Annotated in this window: 15 protein-coding genes; 7 read left to right on the top strand and 8 right to left on the bottom strand. The window is 62.8% G+C overall.

From position 1 onward, the window contains the following. Positions 1–175: 175 nt before the first annotated feature. The 5 genes from rsmD to OJ996_RS18180 all read left to right on the top strand — a co-directional run bounded on the left by rsmD (position 176) and on the right by OJ996_RS18180 (position 6,772). On the top strand, positions 176–760 hold the full coding sequence (rsmD, locus tag OJ996_RS18160; RefSeq protein ID WP_264515066.1) for a 16S rRNA (guanine(966)-N(2))-methyltransferase RsmD: 585 nt from the start codon (positions 176–178) through the stop codon (positions 758–760). Positions 761–770: 10 nt separating this feature from the next. After that, a complete protein-coding gene (locus tag OJ996_RS18165; protein ID WP_264515067.1) occupies positions 771–2,042 on the top strand; it encodes a 3-deoxy-D-manno-octulosonic acid transferase in 1,272 nt (423 codons plus the stop codon). A 109-nt stretch (positions 2,043–2,151) separates the two neighbouring features. After that, positions 2,152–3,711: a hypothetical protein gene (locus OJ996_RS18170; protein ID WP_264515068.1), complete on the top strand. Its 1,560-nt coding sequence runs from the start codon at positions 2,152–2,154 to the stop codon at positions 3,709–3,711. Between the two features lie 71 nt (positions 3,712–3,782). After that, positions 3,783–5,885 carry a DUF8740 domain-containing protein gene (locus tag OJ996_RS18175; RefSeq protein WP_264515069.1) on the top strand — a complete coding sequence of 701 codons (2,103 nt, stop codon included), beginning with the start codon at positions 3,783–3,785 and terminating at the stop codon, positions 5,883–5,885. Further along, entirely contained in the window at positions 5,882–6,772 is an 891-nt protein-coding gene (locus OJ996_RS18180; protein ID WP_264515070.1) for a hypothetical protein, read from the top strand. Before OJ996_RS18175 ends, OJ996_RS18180 begins: the two co-directional genes overlap by 4 nt. A 9-nt stretch (positions 6,773–6,781) precedes the next feature. Here OJ996_RS18180 and OJ996_RS18185 read toward each other — a convergent pair whose 3' ends face one another. The 4 genes from OJ996_RS18185 to OJ996_RS18200 are packed head-to-tail and all read right to left on the bottom strand — an operon-like array spanning position 6,782 to position 11,632. Next, positions 6,782–10,633 (bottom strand): FtsK/SpoIIIE domain-containing protein, encoded by a 3,852-nt coding sequence (locus tag OJ996_RS18185; protein ID WP_264515072.1) that lies wholly within the window; start codon positions 10,631–10,633, stop codon positions 6,782–6,784. After that, a complete protein-coding gene (locus OJ996_RS18190; RefSeq protein WP_264515073.1) occupies positions 10,617–10,829 on the bottom strand; it encodes a hypothetical protein in 213 nt (70 codons plus the stop codon). Before OJ996_RS18190 ends, OJ996_RS18185 begins: the two co-directional genes overlap by 17 nt. Next, on the bottom strand, positions 10,826–11,350 hold the full coding sequence (locus OJ996_RS18195; RefSeq protein WP_264515074.1) for a hypothetical protein: 525 nt from the start codon (positions 11,348–11,350) through the stop codon (positions 10,826–10,828). Before OJ996_RS18195 ends, OJ996_RS18190 begins: the two co-directional genes overlap by 4 nt. A 9-nt stretch (positions 11,351–11,359) precedes the next feature. After that, positions 11,360–11,632, bottom strand: coding sequence for a WXG100 family type VII secretion target (locus tag OJ996_RS18200; RefSeq protein ID WP_264515075.1), 273 nt, complete (start codon positions 11,630–11,632; stop codon positions 11,360–11,362). A gap of 479 nt (positions 11,633–12,111) precedes the next feature. On the opposite strand from OJ996_RS18200, the gene OJ996_RS18205 reads away from it, so the two are divergent. Continuing rightward, on the top strand, positions 12,112–13,185 hold the full coding sequence (locus OJ996_RS18205) for a formylglycine-generating enzyme family protein (protein ID WP_264515076.1): 1,074 nt from the start codon (positions 12,112–12,114) through the stop codon (positions 13,183–13,185). Positions 13,186–13,247: 62 nt separating this feature from the next. Continuing rightward, a complete protein-coding gene (locus tag OJ996_RS18210; protein ID WP_264515077.1) occupies positions 13,248–14,600 on the top strand; it encodes a glycoside hydrolase family 183 protein in 1,353 nt (450 codons plus the stop codon). Positions 14,601–14,747: 147 nt separating this feature from the next. Here OJ996_RS18210 and OJ996_RS18215 read toward each other — a convergent pair whose 3' ends face one another. From OJ996_RS18215 to OJ996_RS18230, 4 genes are read right to left on the bottom strand one after another with little or no spacing between them, the layout of a single operon-like run. After that, positions 14,748–15,344 carry a 2'-5' RNA ligase family protein gene (locus OJ996_RS18215; RefSeq protein WP_264515078.1) on the bottom strand — a complete coding sequence of 199 codons (597 nt, stop codon included), beginning with the start codon at positions 15,342–15,344 and terminating at the stop codon, positions 14,748–14,750. A 56-nt stretch (positions 15,345–15,400) separates the two neighbouring features. Then, entirely contained in the window at positions 15,401–17,128 is a 1,728-nt protein-coding gene (locus tag OJ996_RS18220; RefSeq protein WP_264515079.1) for a helix-hairpin-helix domain-containing protein, read from the bottom strand. Further along, positions 17,083–18,231, bottom strand: coding sequence for a PHP domain-containing protein (locus tag OJ996_RS18225; RefSeq protein ID WP_264515080.1), 1,149 nt, complete (start codon positions 18,229–18,231; stop codon positions 17,083–17,085). The genes OJ996_RS18220 and OJ996_RS18225 overlap by 46 nt, the downstream gene beginning before the upstream one ends. Then, entirely contained in the window at positions 18,231–19,718 is a 1,488-nt protein-coding gene (locus tag OJ996_RS18230; RefSeq protein ID WP_264515081.1) for a DNA polymerase Y family protein, read from the bottom strand. Before OJ996_RS18230 ends, OJ996_RS18225 begins: the two co-directional genes overlap by 1 nt. Between the last annotated feature and the right edge of the window lies 1 nt (position 19,719).

The raw sequence follows: 19,719 nt of genomic DNA on the forward strand, positions 1-19,719 counted from the left end.
TCCGTCTAATCCGTCTAATCCGTCTAATCCGTCTAATCCGTCTAATCCGTCTAATCCGTCTAATCCGTCTAATCCGTCTAATCCGTCTAATCCGTGGTCAACCGTCTTGAAGCTAGGAGAAGATAGCCCATCAAGAACGAGTCCTTGACGGCATTGACCTGAAGCACTTGCCGGAGTGAAGGTTTCAAGGCAGCTTCTTCCCGTGCGCATCATCGCGGGAACTGCAGGACGACTTGCCATCAAGGTCCCGAAGGCCGTGGCCCGGCCGACGACCGACTTCGTCCGGCAGGCGATTTTCTCGATCCTCGGTCCTTCGGTGGAGGGAACCACCGTGCTCGATCTCTTCGCGGGCTCCGGTGCCATCGGTTTGGAGGCTCTCAGCCGCGGCGCGGCGAGCTGCGTTTTTGTCGATGAACACCGCCAGGCCGAATCCGTGATCCGCGAGAATCTGGAGAAATCCAAACTCCAAGGCGGCCGGATCGTCCGTGCCGACGTCCATGCATGGCTCACGCGGGACGCTTCAACCTACGACCTCATCTTCGCCGATCCACCTTATGCCAAGTATCCCGGTCACAAGGATCACGTGAAAGCGCTGCTCGCGAATCCTGCCCTCCGCGACCGCTTGGCGGATCCTGGTTGGTTCATCGCGGAGTGTCCTTCATCGGGACGCTCGCCCGAAGGCGAGGGCTGGATTCTCAAGGACCGCCGCGAGTATGGCGGCAGCGCCATCCTGCTTTACGCTAAGGCGGAGCCTTCCTAGCCTTAACGCGATGCCGTTCCGCTTCGTTCTCGGGCTCTATCGCCTGCTCTTGCCCGTTTTCTTCCTTCTCGTGTTACCGGGATGGATCCTGCGCATGGGACGCCGCGGCGGATTTGGCAGCGGCCTCCGCGAACGTTTTTCGATCTATACGCGTCCGGAGGAAGAGGAGCCATGCGGCGCGGTTCATGTCCATGCGGTGAGCGTGGGCGAAACCCTGCTGGCCCTGAAGCTGATCCGCGCCTGGCAAGCCCGCGTGCCGGGCAAGCGCTTCGTCCTCGCGACCGGCACGGCCACCGGTCATGCGGTGGCAGCGGAGGCGGCACTCGCGGATGTTCGTGTCACCTATGCCCCGGTCGATTTTCCGGTCTGCGTGAACCGCTACATGAACCGCTTTGAGCCGGAGCGCCTCGTTCTCGTCGAAGGCGAGGCATGGCCTCACCTTCTGCTCGCTTGCCGCAAGCGCGGCATCCCGGTGACCCTTCTTAACGCCCGGCTTTCTCCTCGCTCCGAGCGCCGCTATCGCAAGGTCGCTTCGATTGTGCGCCCGGTATTCGGCATGCTCGATGCCGTGGCGGCTCAGGAAGAGGCCGATGTCCCGCGCTGGGAAGCCTTGGGCGTAACCCGTGACAAGATCACCGTCACCGGCAGTTCAAAGTTCGATCCCGGCGCCGCCGTACTTCCGGCACAGCGCGCGGAATTTGCCGCGATGCTCTCCAGCTTCGGCTCCGCTCGTCCGGTGGTCCTCGCCGCCAGCACGCATGCCGGCGAAGAAGCATGGATCGGCAAGGCGATCCGCGAAACCACCGCACTCTATGCGGTCGTCCCCCGCCATGCCGAACGTCGTGCCGAAGTCCGGGCCGATCTCGAAGCCGAGGACTTCGAAGTGGTTCAGCGCTCCGCCTTCCATCCGCCTTCCGATCCCTCGCGCGCTTGCTTCATGATCGATAGCACCGGTGAGCTCCGCGATTGGACCGCCCATGCCGACCTCGTCGTGATCGGCAAAAGCATCCTAGGCACCGGGGGCCAGAGTCCTGCGGAAGCGATCCTCGCCCGCAAGCCGCTCCTCTTCGGACGAAACATGCAGAACTTCGAACCGCTCGCCACCTCGCTGGTGAATGCAGGTGGTGCGATCCGCTTCGACTCCGCCGCGAGCCTCAAACAACTCGTCGGGGAACTGCTCGCCGACCCCGCCCGCCGCGCTCGCATGAGCGATGCCGCCAGCCACGTGCTCGCCACCCATGCGGGTGCCACACAACGGATGATCGATCTCCACGAGGACTGATCGCTCCGTCACAGTGTTAGAATGCACAGTGATTTGCGGCCGAAATTGGGGGCAGAGATTGTTGCAAGGTGAGTTTGTCATTTCCGGAAGGCCCGCTAGTCTCCGCGTCGTGAGCGAACCCTCCGATGAGCTGGCCAAGCGCCTGCTGTCCGCATTCGAGCTGGGCCCGTCCTGGGCCCGGAGCGATGCACCGGCGAAAAAATCCGTTGAATTCCGCGAAGATGCAGCGCCGCGGGAACGCCGCGACCGCGATGACAATCGCGGCCGTCGCGACTTCGACCGCCGCGATGGCGATCGCCGTGGCGGGGGCGGACAACGGGATTCGCGCGGAGCTGGCTTCCGTGATCGCCGTGGCGGCGGTGGCCGTGACTTCGGTCCGCGTGAACTGCCGCAGCCTGCAGAAGGCGTCCGCGTCAGCCTCACCCCGGCCGCGGAAGCCGTTCACCTCGTCGTCCGCGAAATCCATCACGTCGCCCGCGTCTATTCGCTCTTCGACGTCGCCCAGATCCTCCTCGCCGGCCGCGAACGCTATCACCTCAATTTCAGCCTCGCCGGCAACGCCCCCTCCCTCTTCCTCTCACGCAAGGACAAATCTTTGTGGATCACTAAGGATGAGGCGGTTGCACACTTCTGGCAGTCCGACACCGCCAACGAATACTACGAGTCCGAAGAAACCGAAACCGATCCTCCGGTTGGGAATTTCCAAGTCGTCGCCCGCTGCGGCATGAGCGGCGAGTGGCTCGGCCCCCCGAACTTCCACTCCTACCAGACCACCCTCCGCCGCATCCATCGCGAGCGCTTCTCGAATATGCCGTTCGAGGTCTACGCCTCCCGCGTCCGCACCGAGCGCGGCGAAGAAGCGGTCAACGCTTGGCTCGACACCATGCGCAAGCGCGTGCGCTGGCGGGCAAAAGGCGCCGACGACTCTGCATGGCGTTTCGATCGCAGCGAGATCGAGCGTGACTTCGCCACCCGCGTCTTCCCCGAAGTCTATCAAGAAGTCCGCACCGCCGAACTCTCGGGCGACATCCCCGCGAAGAACCTGTCGCACGGTCTTCTCGCCTGCGTCCGCATCGCCGGATCCCACGCCCGCAAGCATCCCGCCATTCTGATCCCGGCCATCTGTCGCCTTCTCGAGAACGAGCATCTCTCCGTCTTCAAACGTGAGGGCAAGCTCTTCACGGGTCCCGCACGTCCACACCCGCTCACCACGGATGCCGTGCTCGCCGAGCGCCCCTCTGCCATCGTAACATGGCTCGAAGCGAATCCGGGCACCAAGCTGGCACAGCTCTGGGCTGGCATCTTGCCGGAAGGTCAAACCGAGCCCGGCACCGAATGGTTGGCTGACCTCTTCTGGTTGCTGACTCAAGGTCACGTACTCCTCTTCGCTGATGACAGCTTGGTTCTACCAAAGCGCCGGACGCCACAAGGTTCGCCCGCTGCCAAGGACACCAAGGCTCCCGCTGTAAAATCGGCGAAAAAGAAGAAGCGGAAGAAGCGGAAAAGATCTCGCAAGCCTTACCTCACGGTGCAGAGCCCCGCGAAGCTGATCCGCAACATCTGCCGCATGAGCCCCTCCCGCTTGAAGCAACTTCGCGGCCCCGCCCTGCTGTGGCGCCGCCGCCTCGAAAAGCGCGGCAGGATCTCATCGCTGGTGGAAGAAAAATGATCCGTTCCTCGCGCAAGGTTTCCTTACTCGCTGTCACATTGGCGAGCTTGTGGACGTGCACGGCATCCGCCGTGCCGCACCTCATCAATTACCAAGGCCGTATGGTGGTGAACGGCGTGAACTTCGATGGCAATGGCCAGTTCAAGTTCGCGCTCGTGAACCGCATCGGTAGCCAGACCTACTGGACCAGCTCAGCAGACTCAGCTCCAGCGGATGGCGTTCCCGATACCGGGCTCACGCTACCGGTTTCCAAAGGCCTCTATTCGGTTGCTTTGGGTGACACCGCTCTCGCCGGGATGATGGCGCTCCCTCCGGGGGTTTTCACAAACGACGAACTCTTCCTGCGCGTCTGGTTCAATGATGGGACACGTGGCTGGGAGATGCTGGCACCCGACCAGAGGATCGCTGCCGTCGCCTATGCGATGATGGCCGAGAACGTACCGGATGGTGCCATTACCGCTGCGAAGATAGCACCGGGAGCAGTCACGGGTTCACACATCGCGGCAGGCGCCATCGCGGCGGCGGGGGGAGAAACGCAGGAAGGAGCGCAGGCCCGGGTGGATGCGCTCGGAGCAATGATCGGCGGGGGAGGAATGAACTCGCTGAAAGTCATGCTCTCGGAGGGTCGGCGCACGGCGGGCATCCACATCATCAGCGACTCCACGAATGCCGGTGGGAAATGGTCGAATCCGGTGGCTGCGGCGATCGGCCAGATGTTCCCGGCTTATACGGTGAAGCGGACGGACTGGAGTCCTACCGGTGCCGGGTGGACGAATCCGGCGGTGGTGCAGACGGGGACGGGCGGGGGGGAGAGGCGGTGGGAATTCCCAACCGGGGCGGATTGGTGTCCGGTGGGGTTCCCGGTGGATTTCCCGATGCCACAGGGTGACCTTGACATCCGGGCAAAGGTTCGAGTCGACGATTCGTCGGCCAGTGCGAACACCTTCGTCTCCAAGTGGGATTCACCGGGGAAGCTGGGATTCAAGTTCTCGCAATCCAGCGCGGGCAACGGGCGGCGTCTCGTGCTGGAGTTCGCCACGGCCAACGGGACGCCGTATTACGTCCAATCCACCGCGGGCATCTTAGCCAACGGGATCAGCGACGGGACCCCTTATTGGGCGCGGGTAACCGTCGACATCAACAATGGCAATGGGGGAAAGACCTTCACTTTCTTCACCTCCACCAATGGAAACGCTTGGGTCACCTTGGGTGAGGCCGTAAATCACGGAGCTTCCGGGGTGAACCCGCTGGGAGGCAATGATTCCAACTGCTATCTGGGAGGCGGACTCGGCACCGTGGGTCTCAGGGGAGCCATCTATACAGCCGAGATTCGCGACGGCATCGGCGGTCCTCCGGTGCACCCGCTCAACCTGGATGCCTGGGCTTTCAACCAAGGGACGGTTTCGCTGCAGGGGGCGCCCGAATTGTGGGTGACCAATGCCGCTTACAGCGGAGCCGGGACCGATGCCTTCCTATTGGTACCTCCGGCAAATTTCTGCCGGAACTACAGCCCGCAGGTGATCCTGATTTCCCTCTCCCACAACAACGTGAGGGAACACGGCATCCGTTTCATCAACGAGATGTCCACGCTGATCGCGAACGTCCGGGCGAACTTCGGTCCGATCCCGCGGATCATCCTGCTGACCCAGAATCCGCAGGTGCCAATCCCCACGTCCCTCGATCCTAGCATGCTTTACGAGTCCGCCCGGGTGGCGCATCGCGTCCAGTTCATGAGCTGGGCCAGCGGCGCCGGCTACGGCGTGATCGATATCTGGAACGCTTTCAAGAAGGACGCACGCCCGCTGGAGGTGCTGGTGGGGACCAACACCTGGCTCTATGCGCCGATCACCTCGCTCACGGGCAGCGGCAGCACCGTCACGATGAATGTGGCGGACATGGCCAACCTGTCCCATCCCGACATCACCCAGGTGGCGGTGATCGGCGTGAAGCGGAGCGACGGCTCCCCTTCCCCGATCAACGGTGCTTACCGCATCCAATCCAAGAGCACGAACGCAAGCGGTCCCGGGTGGATCAAGTTCGCATCGACTTGGAACGAAAGCGCGGTGCTCGACGGAGCCTCCGCTTCGTATTGCGACGGAGTCCATCCCTCGACCGCAGGCTACCAGCTCTGGTCCGAAGCGGTCCTCGATGCCTTCAAACGCGGTGTCCCATGAGAATCCCAGGAGCCGCCTACCTTCTTTCTCTCCTCTCGGTAGCGCCAACCCAAGCCGCCGAGAGCGCACACTACCGGATCGAACATCAGGGGGCTAGCGCCGCGGCCGGAGGCAAGGCTCAAGGCGGCTCTTACCAGAATGTCGGGACAGCGGGAGAGACAGGCGGAATTTCGCAGACGGGAAGCTATCTCTCCAAAGGCGGCTTCGCGGGTCAGATCTACCGGGACGTTTCGATCGGCATCTCATCACCCGGCACCGTCCTGAGCGAAGGGACGATACACCAGTTCCATGCATGGCTGGTCTGCGATGATTCAAGCCGGCTGCCCTTGGATGCCTCAAGCGTGCAGTGGCAGGCGACGAGCGGACCGGTTTCCATCAGCCCCGGAGGTGTTCTCTCCACCTTCACCGTCTACAGCGATCAAGCCGCGGTTGTGAGCGCCCGTCAGGGCGAGCGACAGGATACGATTCAAATCATTGTCAGGAACGCGAGCAGCGATGACTACGGTTTCTACGCGGCGGACGGCATCGATGACCTATGGCAGGTCCAGTACTTCGGGGAGAACAACCCGGACGCGGGCCCCGATCGCGATCCCTTCGGATCCGGGCACAGCAATTACTTCAAGTTTATCGCGGGACTTGATCCGCTCGACCCGATGTCGCGCTTCACGATCAAGACCGCCTATGATGCCGCCCAAGGACGCATGCGGCTCGATATCGGGCCCTGCTTTGAATCGCGGAACTACCAGATCATGGCGAGCGAGGACCTGAAGATCTGGCAGCCCGTGAGCCTGCAGACCCTACCGGCCGAAGCGAACGAGAAAGCCTTCGTCGATTTCCAATCCACGCGCCGGAAGCGCTATTACCGTGTGGAGATCAGCATCCGGTAGCAGGCCGGCTCAGCGGGCAAGGGCGGCGGACTCCCGCATGGCGCGGGCGAAGTCCTCCCACCAGGCGAGATCGGGCTCGGCGTAAGGGCGGAAGGTTTCGACCGTGCCCAAGGCCTCATTGTAGAGCAGTGCGCGGTGAAGCCCTAGGCTGCCCGCGGCGGGAGAATCGATGAGGTTCGCGGAATCGTTCGCGCTCATCTGGAAGAGCAAGCGCATCTCGAACTCCGCCATCACCTTGCGCGGCAACCAGCGGCCGACGTTGTTCCAAGTATCGAGACCCGCGAGCAAGTGGATGCCCGCGGCACCACCCTCGCTCGCGAGATCGGCGAGCACCTTCGCCGGATTCGGGCCACCCGGACCATCATCCATGGCGAAGAGGAAATCATCTTCCTGCCGGAGCTTCTTGAAGCGCTGGAGACCGTGGATGACCACGAAGATCTCCGGGCCGCTGCCATCCCCTGCATTCCGACGCTCAAGCTCGGCAGCGAGATCGGCAAAGACGCCTGCGGCGGCGGTCGGCCCCACCACGGCAAGCTCGTGCGGGATCATGCCGCGGAGCCGTGCGCTCAAGGACTGGGAACCGGTGCCGGAATCCAGCACGATGAAGCGTGCCGACTCCGCCGGGCAAGAGGCGGCCAAGGAGAGCGTGGCGAGAGAAAGGGCGAGTGACACGCGCTCGTCCGATTGCCCGACCACTAGAAGATGACTGCCGCTACGACGGGCGAAGACCGCCTCGGTCGGTCCCTTGATCGAGTTCGGCTCACCGAGCCACGCGCGGAACTCGGCAGGGGCTTGTTCGGGACGACGGGCCATGAGCGCCGCCAGTTCCTGATTGGAACCCAAGTCGGCGGGGGCATTGCCTTCAAAGACGACCAGAGGACCTTGCTCCAAGCCACGTGCCTGCGCCATCCCGTGAACCTGATCGAGCAGACGGCTCCGCTCTTCTTCCGATAGCCAGACGGTCTGGAAAGGGCTGTTCGCCGCCAAGGCTCCGGCATTGTCATTGTAGATCCCCTCACCCGGCCGCGTGAGCAGGCGGGGTGCCGGGTTATCGTCATCCATGATAAGATAGGCATCGGCCTCGTTGCACTGCAGCGCGATGCGGACGACCATCTGACCGAGGGTGGCGCGGGCCAAGGTGTAGGCACCGCCGAGGGTCTGGGAGCCGAGGATTACATGGATCCCGAAGGCGCGGCCCTGACGGACGATGCGGTCTAACAAAAGCGAAGCGGATTGTGAAACCGGATCATCCTCGGTGAAGAACTCCTGGAACTCATCGATCATCAGCAAGGTCCGCGGCATGGTCTCGCCGGAGGCCTTGCGGTATCCGGCGAGATCCTGCGAACCGTGCTTGCGGAAGAGCTCACCGCGGCGGCGCAGTTCGTCATCCACGCGATGAAGCACGCTGAGACCGAACTCGCGATCGCTCTCGATCGCGACCACGCGGGCATGCGGCAGGCGCTTGGAGCCATAGCACTTGAACTCCACGCCTTTCTTGAAGTCCACGAGATAGAACTCCACCTCATCCGGACTGCAATGCAGCGCGAGGTTCGTGATCATCACGTGGAAGAGGGTCGACTTGCCCGAACCGGTCTTACCCGCAATGAGCGCGTGCTGACGGGTGCCCTTGCCGAGCGCGAGCCACTGGAACTTCTTCGCGCCACTGCGACCGATCGGCACCCGCAGTTCGTCTCCGGTGGTGTTCGTCCACCAGTCGCTCTCCTGCGGGGCGATGACCTGGAAGGGAACCTCGACGCGATTCGAATCGACGCTGGCTTTGCCAATCCGGTGCACGAGCGCCGTCTCCAGATCACCCTGCGGGGGCGGATTCAGGCGAATTGAATCGGCCCCTGCGGGCAAGCCGAGGACACGCAGAGCGCTGCCGTCGCCTTCCAGGCGCAGGCAGGCGCGTTCCAAGGCCTCGGCAAGGGCGGGATCGATCGTTCCCGGGCGGGGATCGCGGTGCATGAGAAGGTAGACCCCACAGCGGGCACCGCTGGTGGCAATGCTCAGGAGGCGCTTCAGGGCAGTTTCGCTGAAAGATGCGGGGAAACCCGAAATGACGACGAAGCGATGCTTCTCCGCGACGGTGCCGGCCTGACGGTTGTATTCATCCAGCGTGGCGTACTCGTTCCGGAGGTACATCTGGATGACCTTCTCGATGTGCTCGTTGATCTCGGCGAGGCGTTCCTCAATCTGGGTCGTCTGGGTCCAGATGCGTCCTTGGATCAAGCTCTCCTCATAGTCGCCAAGATGCATGAGCCCGGCGAAGTCCTTACCCAGCCCGACGGGATCGATGAGTGTAAAGGTCGCGCGGCCTGCCGGATGAACCGATAGCACGCGCAGCACGATCTCGTTGATCGCGGTTGCGGCGGACGCCGCGTCTCCATCGACAAGCAAGGAGCCGCGCTGCGGCAATCCGAGCGCGAGGGGAAGGTCGAACTCCACCGGACCATCGAGCTTGAAGCGGGTGCTCTCCGGCATGCCTCCGGCCAAGTCGGGCAGGGAAACTCGCAGGCTACCGAAGGGAACCACGGACTCGGATTCCTGCGGTGGTACCCAAGTGCCGATCCAAGACTCCTGCCACTCCGGAAAACGTTGCCGGGCCAAGGCCTGAAGCGAAACGAGATCCGCGTGGAGAGGCTTCACCTGCTCATCCCACTCGCGCCCGAGCTGATCCAGGCCCTCGCGGCGGACAGTATCCGCCTCGCCAATCATGCGCGTGTGTTCGGTTTCACGGAATGACTCATCGCCGCTATTCAAGCGATCCAGCTGCGCCAATCCGGACTGTAGATCATAAGCCACCTTCTCAAGCTGGCGGCGATTGAGTGCGTCCGCCTTCGCGGGCAGGCGGGCCGACTGCTCCTCGATCTTGCGGCGGCCCTGCTTCATCAGCTCTTGGGCTTCTTCATCGGTGAAGCGCATGGTCTCGCTCAGGCCCTCGCTCTGTTCGGCGATGCCCCTACGCAGTTCATTGCCGAGATCCTCGACCGCGGTTTCGGAAGCCGTGATGGCGGCTCTGCCCGCGAGGCGGGCTTCCTGCAGCGACCTGGCGAGACCGCGCGAGGGAATCCAAAGCAAGAGAGCTGACAATACGTAGGCGCCCGCCGCGATCGCAATCGTCGCTTGGGTCACCTTGGCCTGATCAATCGAGCCGACAAAAAACGAAGAGATCACCAGCAAGACGCACAGCACCGGAAGAAGACCGAGCAAGCGCCAGCCGATACCCTTCAGATTCGAATAACGAGCATCCGCTTCCCCGATCTTCTCAAGCCCTCGTGAACGCAACAGCTCGCGATCCGAGCCCTCCGCCGCCCGCGCGCCGCTCAAGCGACCCTTCCTCAGCAAGCCGCTAAAAAGAGGCCGGTAGGCCCAGAGCATTCCAAGCGCGCCGCGGGACATGGCGAGGATGCGGTCCGAGTCCGTAGAGACCAGATCCGAGAACTCGCGATGATCCTGACGCGCGCGGTCCCAAGTCTCCTTCGCATCCTGCTTGAGCCGGTGAGCCTCCGCCTGACGGCGGCCGACCTGCCGGTCCTTTGCCTCGCGGATGCGCCCGGCCAGGCTGCTGTGGGCGGCTTGGGCAGCGGTAGCGATCCACTGACGGCGCGCATAGTACTTCGCCGTGACGCGGGCCTGCTCCTCGTTGTTCGCGGCCATCAATGCCGCGAGACGGTCGGCACGGGTGGTGACACCGGCATCTTTCCGGGAAGTGGACTGCCGCTTGGCGGCCAGCAAGGCGGCCGCATGGGTGCGATTCAACGCGGCCTCCCGGCCCGACACGGAGGAAACGCGCTCCTGGATTTCCTCAAGGAGCTGGCGGATTCGGTCGGGATGGAGCGGGTCATTCACAGTCGGCATGAATCTTGGCTAGGGCGAGGTCGAGTTCTTCGATGATCCGGGTGGCATTGGCAACCGCTTGAGGCAAGGAGGCGAGATATTCCTTCTCGAACTCCAGTGCCTTGGTGTCCCGCCAGCTCATCTTGGCATCCTCCCAGCGGGCGAACAATTCGCGGGTGGATTCATTGAGCAGGGATTTGCTGCCACCGAGGCTCATGGCTCGCTCCTTTCTTCCGTAGCGGTGGAGGGGGCGGGACGCGGCGCGGCGCTGACCCCGGCGTAATCCTGAAGGTGGCGGACCGCATTCCCCAGAAAGACGACGCCATGCGGCACCTGGCGGGAGAGTGTCTCCTGGAGGCTTTCCAACTGCTTGGCCAGCGCCTCCACGCGCGCATCATAGGCCTGCCGCCAGCGCTTCAGCACGGCGAGCTTTTCCTCCGCCTCCACCAGCGCGCGGCGGGCCTTCTTCACGGCGAGCTGCTGGACCGACTTGTCCTGCCGGAGGGAGGAGAGGCGGGCGCTGAAGAGCTCCTGCTCCGCCTGCTCCAAGGCCCGGGCACGGCGGCGATACTCCCCTTCCCACTTCTGGCGCTGCTCGCTCTCCAGCCAGCCGCGGGTCCGCTTCACCTCCCCGGTGACGTCGTCCAAAGCACGGCGAGAACGCTCGGCAAAGCGAATCAAAGTGGCGCGGAACGCCTCGATGGCGTCGATCGATCCGACTCGTGCCTGGGAGTCCATGGGCGGGTTTCAGCGTTGGTCGAGGTACTGCTGGATGCGCTCCGCCTTCCTGAGCAGGTAGGGCGTGTGCTGATCGGAAAGCTCGATGAAGCGCTTCATGGTCTTCATCATCTGGAGGAACTCGGCGGAGAACTTCTCGTGCTCCTGATCCTGCCAAGAATCGCCCAGCGCGGAGAAGCGGGACATGAGCGAGGTGGTGCGCTCCCGCACCTCGTTATTGAAGCGCTTCAGCTCTGCGGCGAAACGCCTGACTTCCTCGGGATCGATGATCGCTTGGGCCATACCCTATTTTCAGCGGACTTTCCTTCCGGTCGAGGAATACCGTGAAGTTTTGCCAAGGAAAAACACCGCCTTTACAATGAACCGTCTGCGGGTGGGTTGGTTTCGCGAAATTTTTGTTCGGGGGTGTTTAAAGGGGGAGGATTTACGGGTGGGTTTTGGGAACAGCCGTTCAACCGCAGATGAACGGGATGCACGCAGATGAAGAAGATTGGGGACCGGGATGGGTGGGATGGGAATGGGGATTTGATTGCGGTGCCGTTGGGGGATTTTTGAACAGGAGGGAAGGGAGAGAAGGGAGTGCGGATAGCCGGGGGATTGCCGGTTAACCGCGATGAACGGGGGGCAGGATTCATTTGCGAATCCGAGGGAGGGATGGGCCGAATCCGCGCGGGTGGCGGGGCTGTCGCGAATCTTGGAATAAAATACTTCGTGCCCGTCGCTTTCCGGGCGTCCAATCTCCGGCCCGGCCTTTGCATCCCATGAAGCGGTATCTGATTCTTCTCGCCCTGCTGCCTTCCTGCGGGAAGGAGAAGTCCCCCGCTCCCGCCGCGGCGGAGAAGCCTGCCGCGCCGGCCCAAGTCCCCGGACTGGAGCGCAAGGAGGGAATGGTGAAGCTGGCGGGCGGTAGCTACAAGATGGGGCATGACGGCCCCTTCGACACGCCCTACGGGCGCAAGGAATTCCCCGAGGAAGCCCCGGCGCACGAGGTGAGCGTGAAACCCTTCTGGGTGGACGAGACGGAGGTGACGAACGCGCAGTTCGCGGAATTCGTGAAGGCGACGAACTACATCACCTTCGCGGAGCGGGTGGTGAAGGCGGAGGACTTCCCCCCCGAAGCGAGGGCGAACCTGCCGCCGGGCGATCTGGCGAACGGGGCGATCGTCTTTCGTGAGGACGCGCATGTGGAGGGCAACCCGAACGAAGCGGGTCGTGCGCTGGAATGGTGGCGCTGGGACCCTAAGGCCAACTGGCGCCACCCTGCGGGGGAAGGCACGAGCATCGAGGGCAAGGAGAGCCACCCCGTGGTATGCGTGACGTACGAGGATGCGAGCGCCTATGCGAAGTGGGCCGGCAAGCGACTGCCGACCGAGGCCGAGTGGGAATTCGCGGCGCGGGGCGGGCTAGTGGACAAGATCTACTCTTGGGGCGACGAGCTGAAGCCGGGCGGCCAATGGATGGCCAACACGTGGCAAGGCGAATTCCCTAACAAAAATACCGGCGACGATGGATACACCGGCTCCGCACCGGTGAAGACCTTCGCACCGAACGGCTACGGTCTTTACGACATGGCGGGGAACGTGTGGGAGATCTGCAACGATCTCTACGACCCGAACTACTTCACGCAATGCGACCCGGACAATCCGCAAGGACCGGCGCAATGGGTGAACCGCGATACGGGCCTGAAGGGCGACGGGAAGATCCACCGGGTGACGAAGGGAGGGTCCTTCCTATGCCACGTTTCCTACTGCATGCGCTACCGCCCTGCGGCGCGGCACTCGCAGGATACGGAGTCCCCGACCAATCACACGGGCTTCCGCTGTGTGAAGGATTGATGTCGCGAAGAAATGAAATCCGCTGATTGAATGGGGCGCCGCGGCACGTTGATGCAGCGCCCATGAAACGCGTTTCATTCCTTCTCACCCTGACAGGCTTGGCCTGTGCGGCGGAACCGTGCCGGATCGAAGTGGTCGACAAAGAGAACGGCTGGCCGGTGCCGATGGTGGAGCTGCGGACGACGCACGAGGCGCGGTATGTGACGGATAACGCGGGGCTGGTGGCGCTGGAGGATAACGACCTCTTCGACCGCGAGGTGTACCTGCATGTGAAGGGACATGGCTACGGGGTGCCGAAGGATGGCTTCGGCTTCCAAGGGGTGCGGGTCACGCCGAAGGCGGGTGGAAAGGTGCGGATCGAAGTCGAGCGGAGCAATGTGGCGAAGCGGCTGGGACGCGTGACGGGTGCCGGGCAATTCGCGGAGAGCGGGAAGCTGGGGATCAAGGCTCCGCTGCCGGAGACGGGAGTCTATGGCTGCGACTCGGTGCTGATGGCGAAGCACGGCTCGAAGCTCTTCTGGCTCTGGGGCGATACGACAATGCCGAACTATCCGCTGGGGATCTTCGACTCAACGGCGGCGCTGACCGAACTGCAGCCGCTAAAGGAATTCAAGCCGCCGATCGCGATGCCCTACACGCTCTTCCGCGATGACAAGGGCCGGGCCCGCGGGGTGGCTAAGATGCCGGGAGACGGACCGACCTGGCTGGGCGGGATGACAAGCGTGCCGGACAAGGGAGGGAAGCCACAACTGGTGGCGCTCTACTCGAAGATCAAAAACCATCTCGATGAATACGAGGTGGGCCTGTGCCGCTGGGACGAGAAGAAGAGCGAATTCGAGAAGGTGAAGGTGGTTTGGAAGGACGGCGACGGCAAGAAGCCGCTGCTGCCGCGCGGGCATCCCTTTACCTGGAAAGATGCCGCAGGCGAGGAGTGGCTGCTCTTCGGCGATCCCTTCCCGGAAGCGCGCTGCGAGGCGAGCTATGAGGCCTGGAGCGACCCGGCGGCGTGGGAGAAGGTGGAAGAAGCCGCAGCGCCACGCTCTGCCGAAGACGGCTCAGAGGTGAAGCCGCACCGTGGCTCGGTGGTGTGGAGCCCCTTCCGCAAGAAGTGGATCAGCATCTTCACGCAGACCTATGGCAAGCCCTCGACCTTCGGAGAGATCTGGTATGCGGAGGCGGATTCACCGATGGGCCCCTGGGGCAAGGCGGTGAAGGTGCTGACGCATGACAACTACACCTTCTATAATCCGAAGATCCATGCGGAGCTGACTCCGGAGAAGGCGAGCTTCATCGTCTTCGAGGGGACTTACACGGCGGAATTCGCCGACAAGCCGCAGCCGACGCCGCGCTATAACTACAACCAGATCCTCTACCGGCTGGATCTAGATGATCCGAAGCTGAAGGGGGCGCAGTGAGGGGTGGCTTCAATCTGAGGCTTGTTGCCGGGTAGCCGTCGTATCTGGCTGCGGGCTGGTTGACCGCGGATTACACGGATGACGCGGATGAAGAGAGTTGGGACCAAGATGGATGAGGACTTGATCCTGATCCATCTTCTTTGGCCCTTAGCCGGCGAGTGACCAGCGGCCGAGGATCTGATACTTGGTTTGACCGACCATGCTCCGGATGAGCACGAGCTCATTCACCATCCAGCCGATGGGATCGATAGAGACCTCGGGGACGGGTTCCTTGGCATAGGCCAAGGTGACGTGGGGATCGAAGCTGGAATTCTTGCCGACGCGGAAGCCTTGCTTGGCGAACTCGATGACGAGGGCTTCCTGAAAGGTGTGGAGGGCCGTGTCCTTGTTGGTGTTTCTGAGCACGAAAGGAAGCGCTCTGGCACCCCGATAGGTGAACGCCTGATTCAGGGAGAGATCAAACGGATGCGAGAGCGCGGCGGCGGCATGGCAAGCTCGCTTGGCTGCCGCGACATGGGCATCCGGCAGGGCGTCGCGATAGGTGCCGACATGATAGAGGGTGACATGCAGATGGTCTTCCGGGAGGAGCTTGCCTTGGACGCCTAGCAAGTCCTTTAAACCGATCCCGAGATTGGACAGCCGCTTGGCATCCTCCGCACCGGGAAAGACGGCGACGAAGAGGTTGTCGATCGACGGGCTCGCGCCCGGAGCTCCCATCCCGGGGAGTAAAAGTTGTTCGGCCATATTAAGTAATCTAGAGGCACGATTCCATTCCTCAAAGGAATTCTTGCCGGTGCGCTCTAATGGAAATCATGGGAGTCCGCGGCGTGGACGGGCTCGGCGCCGGGAAGAGGAAACACGTCCTCGACGAAGATGGTGCGTTGCCCGCCCTCGGCAATCTGGACGCGACCCGTGGCCATGAGGAAGGGTTCGCTGACGATGACCATGCGCTGGCGCTGGAAGTTCTCCTTCTTCACGAAGAGATTCGAGATACCGGTTTCGTCTTCGAGCGAGATGAAGCAGTGGCCCTTTGCAGTGCCGGGGCGCTGGCGACAGATGACGAGCCCCCCTACCCTGGCGGGCACGCCGTGAGACAAGGTCTGGAGTTCTCGGGCATTGGTGAGCCGCCATTCCGGGTGGCTGCGGCGCCAGAGCGTCATGGGGTGCGGGCCGGTGGAAGCGCCTTGGATGGAGAGATCGGAGGCGAGGCGCTCGTGGATGCTCATGGCGGGCAGGACTGCGGCGGCGGTTTCATCGCGGCTCTCTAACAAGTCGCCATAGAGCGGTAGCTCGACTTGCCACATGGCATCGCGGCGGTGGGCGATCTTGGGGAGGTCGTTGAGGGCACCAGACTTGGCGAGGATGCGGCGTTCCTTGGCATTTGGCGCAACGCGGGCGAGGAAGTCCGGGAGGGAGGAGAAGGGTTGCTTGTCCCTTTCGGTGATGATGCGTTCCCGGGTTTCCGCAGAAATGCCGCGGAGGCGATGGAGGCCGAGGCGGATGGCATCCTGATCCACAAGCTCCGTGACCAAGAGGCTATGAACACATGAAACCGGCAGCATCCTGATCCCCCGGCGCTTGGCATCCTGGATCAGCGTGTGGGCCGAGTAGAAGCCCATGGGCTGATTATTGAGCAGGCCGGTGTAGAAAGCGGCGGGTTCGTAGAATCTGAACCAGCAGGACCAATAAGCGATGGCAGCAAAGGACAAAGCGTGGCTCTCCGGGAAGCCATAGAGTGAGAAGTTACCCACTGCATGGACCACCTTGTCCTGCACCTCCTGGCTGACGTTGCGCTCATTCATCCTGTCTCGAAGCTTTCCCTTCACTTCCTCCATTCTTTTATCGGAGCGATTGAAGGACATCGCCTTTCTGAGTTGAGCGGCCTCATTACCGGTAAACCCAGCAATGATCTCAGCCATCTTGAGCACTTGCTCCTGAAAGAGGGGAACACCCAAGGTGCGCTCCAAGACCTTATTGAAGCGATGATCAATCAGGTCTACTTTCTCCTGCCCGTTCCTTCTTCTCAAATAAGGATGGAGAAGTCCGCCGACGATGGGCCCCGGCCTCACAATGGCGACTTGAATTGCAACCTCATAGAAGTTGTTAGGCCGCAGAATCGACAAGGTTGCCATCTGAGCCCTCGATTCAACCTGGAAGGTCCCCAAAGTATCCGACCTGTGGAGCATTCCGTATATGGCTTTGTCTTCCAGGTCGATCTTGGTGAGATCGAAATCTTTCTCAGTGCGGCGGCGGATCTCGATCATGTTCTCCATGGCGGCGAGCATGCCGAGGCCTAACAGATCGATCTTCACCAAGCCGAGGTCCTCGCAGTCGTCCTTGTCCCACTGGACAATGGTGCGGTCCGGCATGCTGGCAGGCTGGATGGGCACGACTTCATCGAGGCTATGGTTGCAGATGACGATGCCGCCGGAGTGTTGGCCGAGGTGGCGTGGAAGGCCGAGGACGGCGTGATACAGTTTGTTCAGGGCCAGGAGACGCGGATGGGATGGCGGGAGGAGGTTGGCCATCTGGCCTTCGAAGACTTCCTGGCGTTCGGCTTCGATCTCTTCCGGAGTGGGGGGCGTAGCGGTGTCGTCGCGCGGCCTTGGCAGAGGATTCCCTGGCTTCGTGCGAATTTGACGATGTCCTGAACGATGAGGAAGTAGCCGGAGAGTTCGAGGCGTCCGATGAGGTCGATCTCTTTTGCGATCTTGTCGCGGATGTCCTGAGTGACTTCGCGATACTTTTCGACAACTCCCAACTCGCACTGCCGCTTCAAGTATTCCGTTTGCTCGGAGAGATTCATCATCTTTCCGTTTTCATCGGGAAGCGAGGGGAACTCGTAGCCGAGATTCTCCAGGGTGAAGTCGATTCGTTCGGACAGCTCCAAGGTGTTTTCCAGGGCTTCGCGGAGGTCGGCGAAGAGTGCGGTCATTTGGCGGGGGGACTTGAGGTGGCGTTCTCCGTTCGGCTCTAACAGAAGGCCCGCGGCATCGAGGGAGGTGTGATGGCGGAGGCAGGTGAAGGCGTCGGCCAGCAGGCGGTTCTCGCGGGCGGCATAGAGGGGGGCGTTGCTGGCGAGGAGGGGGAGGCGGAGGTGGCGGGCGAGATCAACGAGCTGGCGGTTAAGCTTGGCGTCGTCGCGCAGGCCGTGGCGGAGGATCTCGACGTAGAGGTTCCGGTGGCCGAAGGTGTGGATGAGGGCGCGGGCGGCGAGCAGGGCGGCCTCGCGGTCGTCGCGGAGCAAGTGGCGGATGACGGGACCCTCGCGATCACCTGTTAGAGCAATGAGGTCGCCTTGGTTCAGCGCGCCGTGGCTCACGATCTCCTTCAGGTGGCGGTTGGTGAGATGGCGGGAGAGCGTCTGGTAGCCTTGGCGGGTGGCGCAGATGACCGGGATATGGGCTCCATCGATTTCGAGGGTAGCGCCGGTGATGGCGCGGAGGCCCCTTTTCCTCGCTTCATGATAGGCGCGGGCGGAGCCGTAGAAGCCTTCGTGATCAGTGATGGCGATGGTGCCGAGGCCGATCTGCGCGGCGCGTTCCATGAGGACTTCGGGATCGCTCGCGCCGCGGAGGAAGGAGAAGGCGGAGCGGGCGTGGAATTCGCTGAATGGAAGTTCGCGGGACATCACTGGTAGAAGCCGTCGATGAGCCAGCTGTCCGGCGGGGTGAAGGCGAGGCGGAGGAGGTGATCGCCGGGGAGGAGCACGTCCCATTCGATGCGTTGCCATGAGGTATCGGGGTCCCACCAGTGGCCGGAGTGGCGGAAGGGTCCTCGGGTTTCCATCACTTGGCCGCGATAGGGGCCGGTCAAGAGGGCCAGGGGACGAGGCTGGCGGGGATCGGCATCCGCGGCGACCATCACGGGGGTGGCGGGGCGGAGACGGCGCAGGGGCAGGGAGCAGGAAGGCAAGAAGATGCCTGCGGGGATGGCGGTAGGCCCCGCATCGGCGGAGCGCAGCTTGAAGTCATCCGGGCGGTGGCTTGCCGGCGGCAGGGGGATGCCGACTTTTCCGGAGCCTAACAGGGCCTCGAGCTGGGCAAGGGTATCGGTCCAGCGCTCCGGCTGCGGGAGCTGGCGGATGAACCAATCGCGCTGAGCGGCGGTGGGGAGTGCCGTCTCGACATCCAAGGTGATGGCCGTGATGCCGCTGCCGGTCTTGATGGAATCTAACAGAACCTGGACGGGTCGGAGCAATTCGGACTCTTCCACCCGGGGTTCGGGCAGGCGGATCTCGCGGTGCAGGGAGGCACCCTTCTCCAGATGGAATACGATCTTCAGCAGCTTCACCGCCACGTGACGCGCGGCGAGGCGGGCGGAGAGCGAGTGAAAGAGCCGCTTGAAGGCGAAGACCAAGGGTTCCGTGGCCGTCACCGATTCCTCGAAATCCAAGGTCTGGGCCAAGGTCTCCGGAGGACGATGGAGGCGGAGCAAGCGGCATCTCTTGCCATGCAGGAGATCATGCCATGCTCCGGAGCCGGGACCCAGGCGCGCGGTCAACTCCTGGCGCGGCAGCTTCATGAAATCGCCCAAGGTGGAGAGCCCCCAATCCTTCAGCAGCGGCAGGAAGCCCTCACCCTCCGGCAAGAAGGCGAGGAGCGACAGGGGCAAGACCGAAATCTCCGCGGCTGCCACCATGCGCCCGTGACAGCTTTCGTGGCGCACCGCGAGCCGGGCCAGATCCGGAGTGACCGCCCGGGTGTGATAGACAAAGGCATCCGCCACTTCCAGCTCCCCCAGCCGGGAGGCATGGCGGGATGATGTGCGGGAGAGATCCAGCAGGATCGTATCCCGACTCACGATCTCCAGATCAGGCGAGATGCTCTCCGCACCCGCGACCATTTCCCGCAGCAGCTCCGCCTCCCCCGGCGGGTGCGGCGCGAGCACCTGCAAATCCGGACAGCGGACCAAGGCGCGGTTCAAGGGCCAGCCCGGGCCGATGCCGGTGTTCCGGGCCAGATCGTTCACCGTCTGCAAGCGCAGGCCGACCTTTTCCATGATGGCGTCCGGATCCACATCCGCCTCCAGCACGGCGCAGGGTCTCCCCCGCCCTGCCGGGAACGCCCGCAGTGCCGCCATGATCGAGAGATCCGGGAGATGGAGCGCGGCAAACATA

It is taken from the genome of Luteolibacter rhizosphaerae (assembly GCF_025950095.1).
Lineage (GTDB): Bacteria > Verrucomicrobiota > Verrucomicrobiia > Verrucomicrobiales > Akkermansiaceae > Haloferula > Haloferula rhizosphaerae.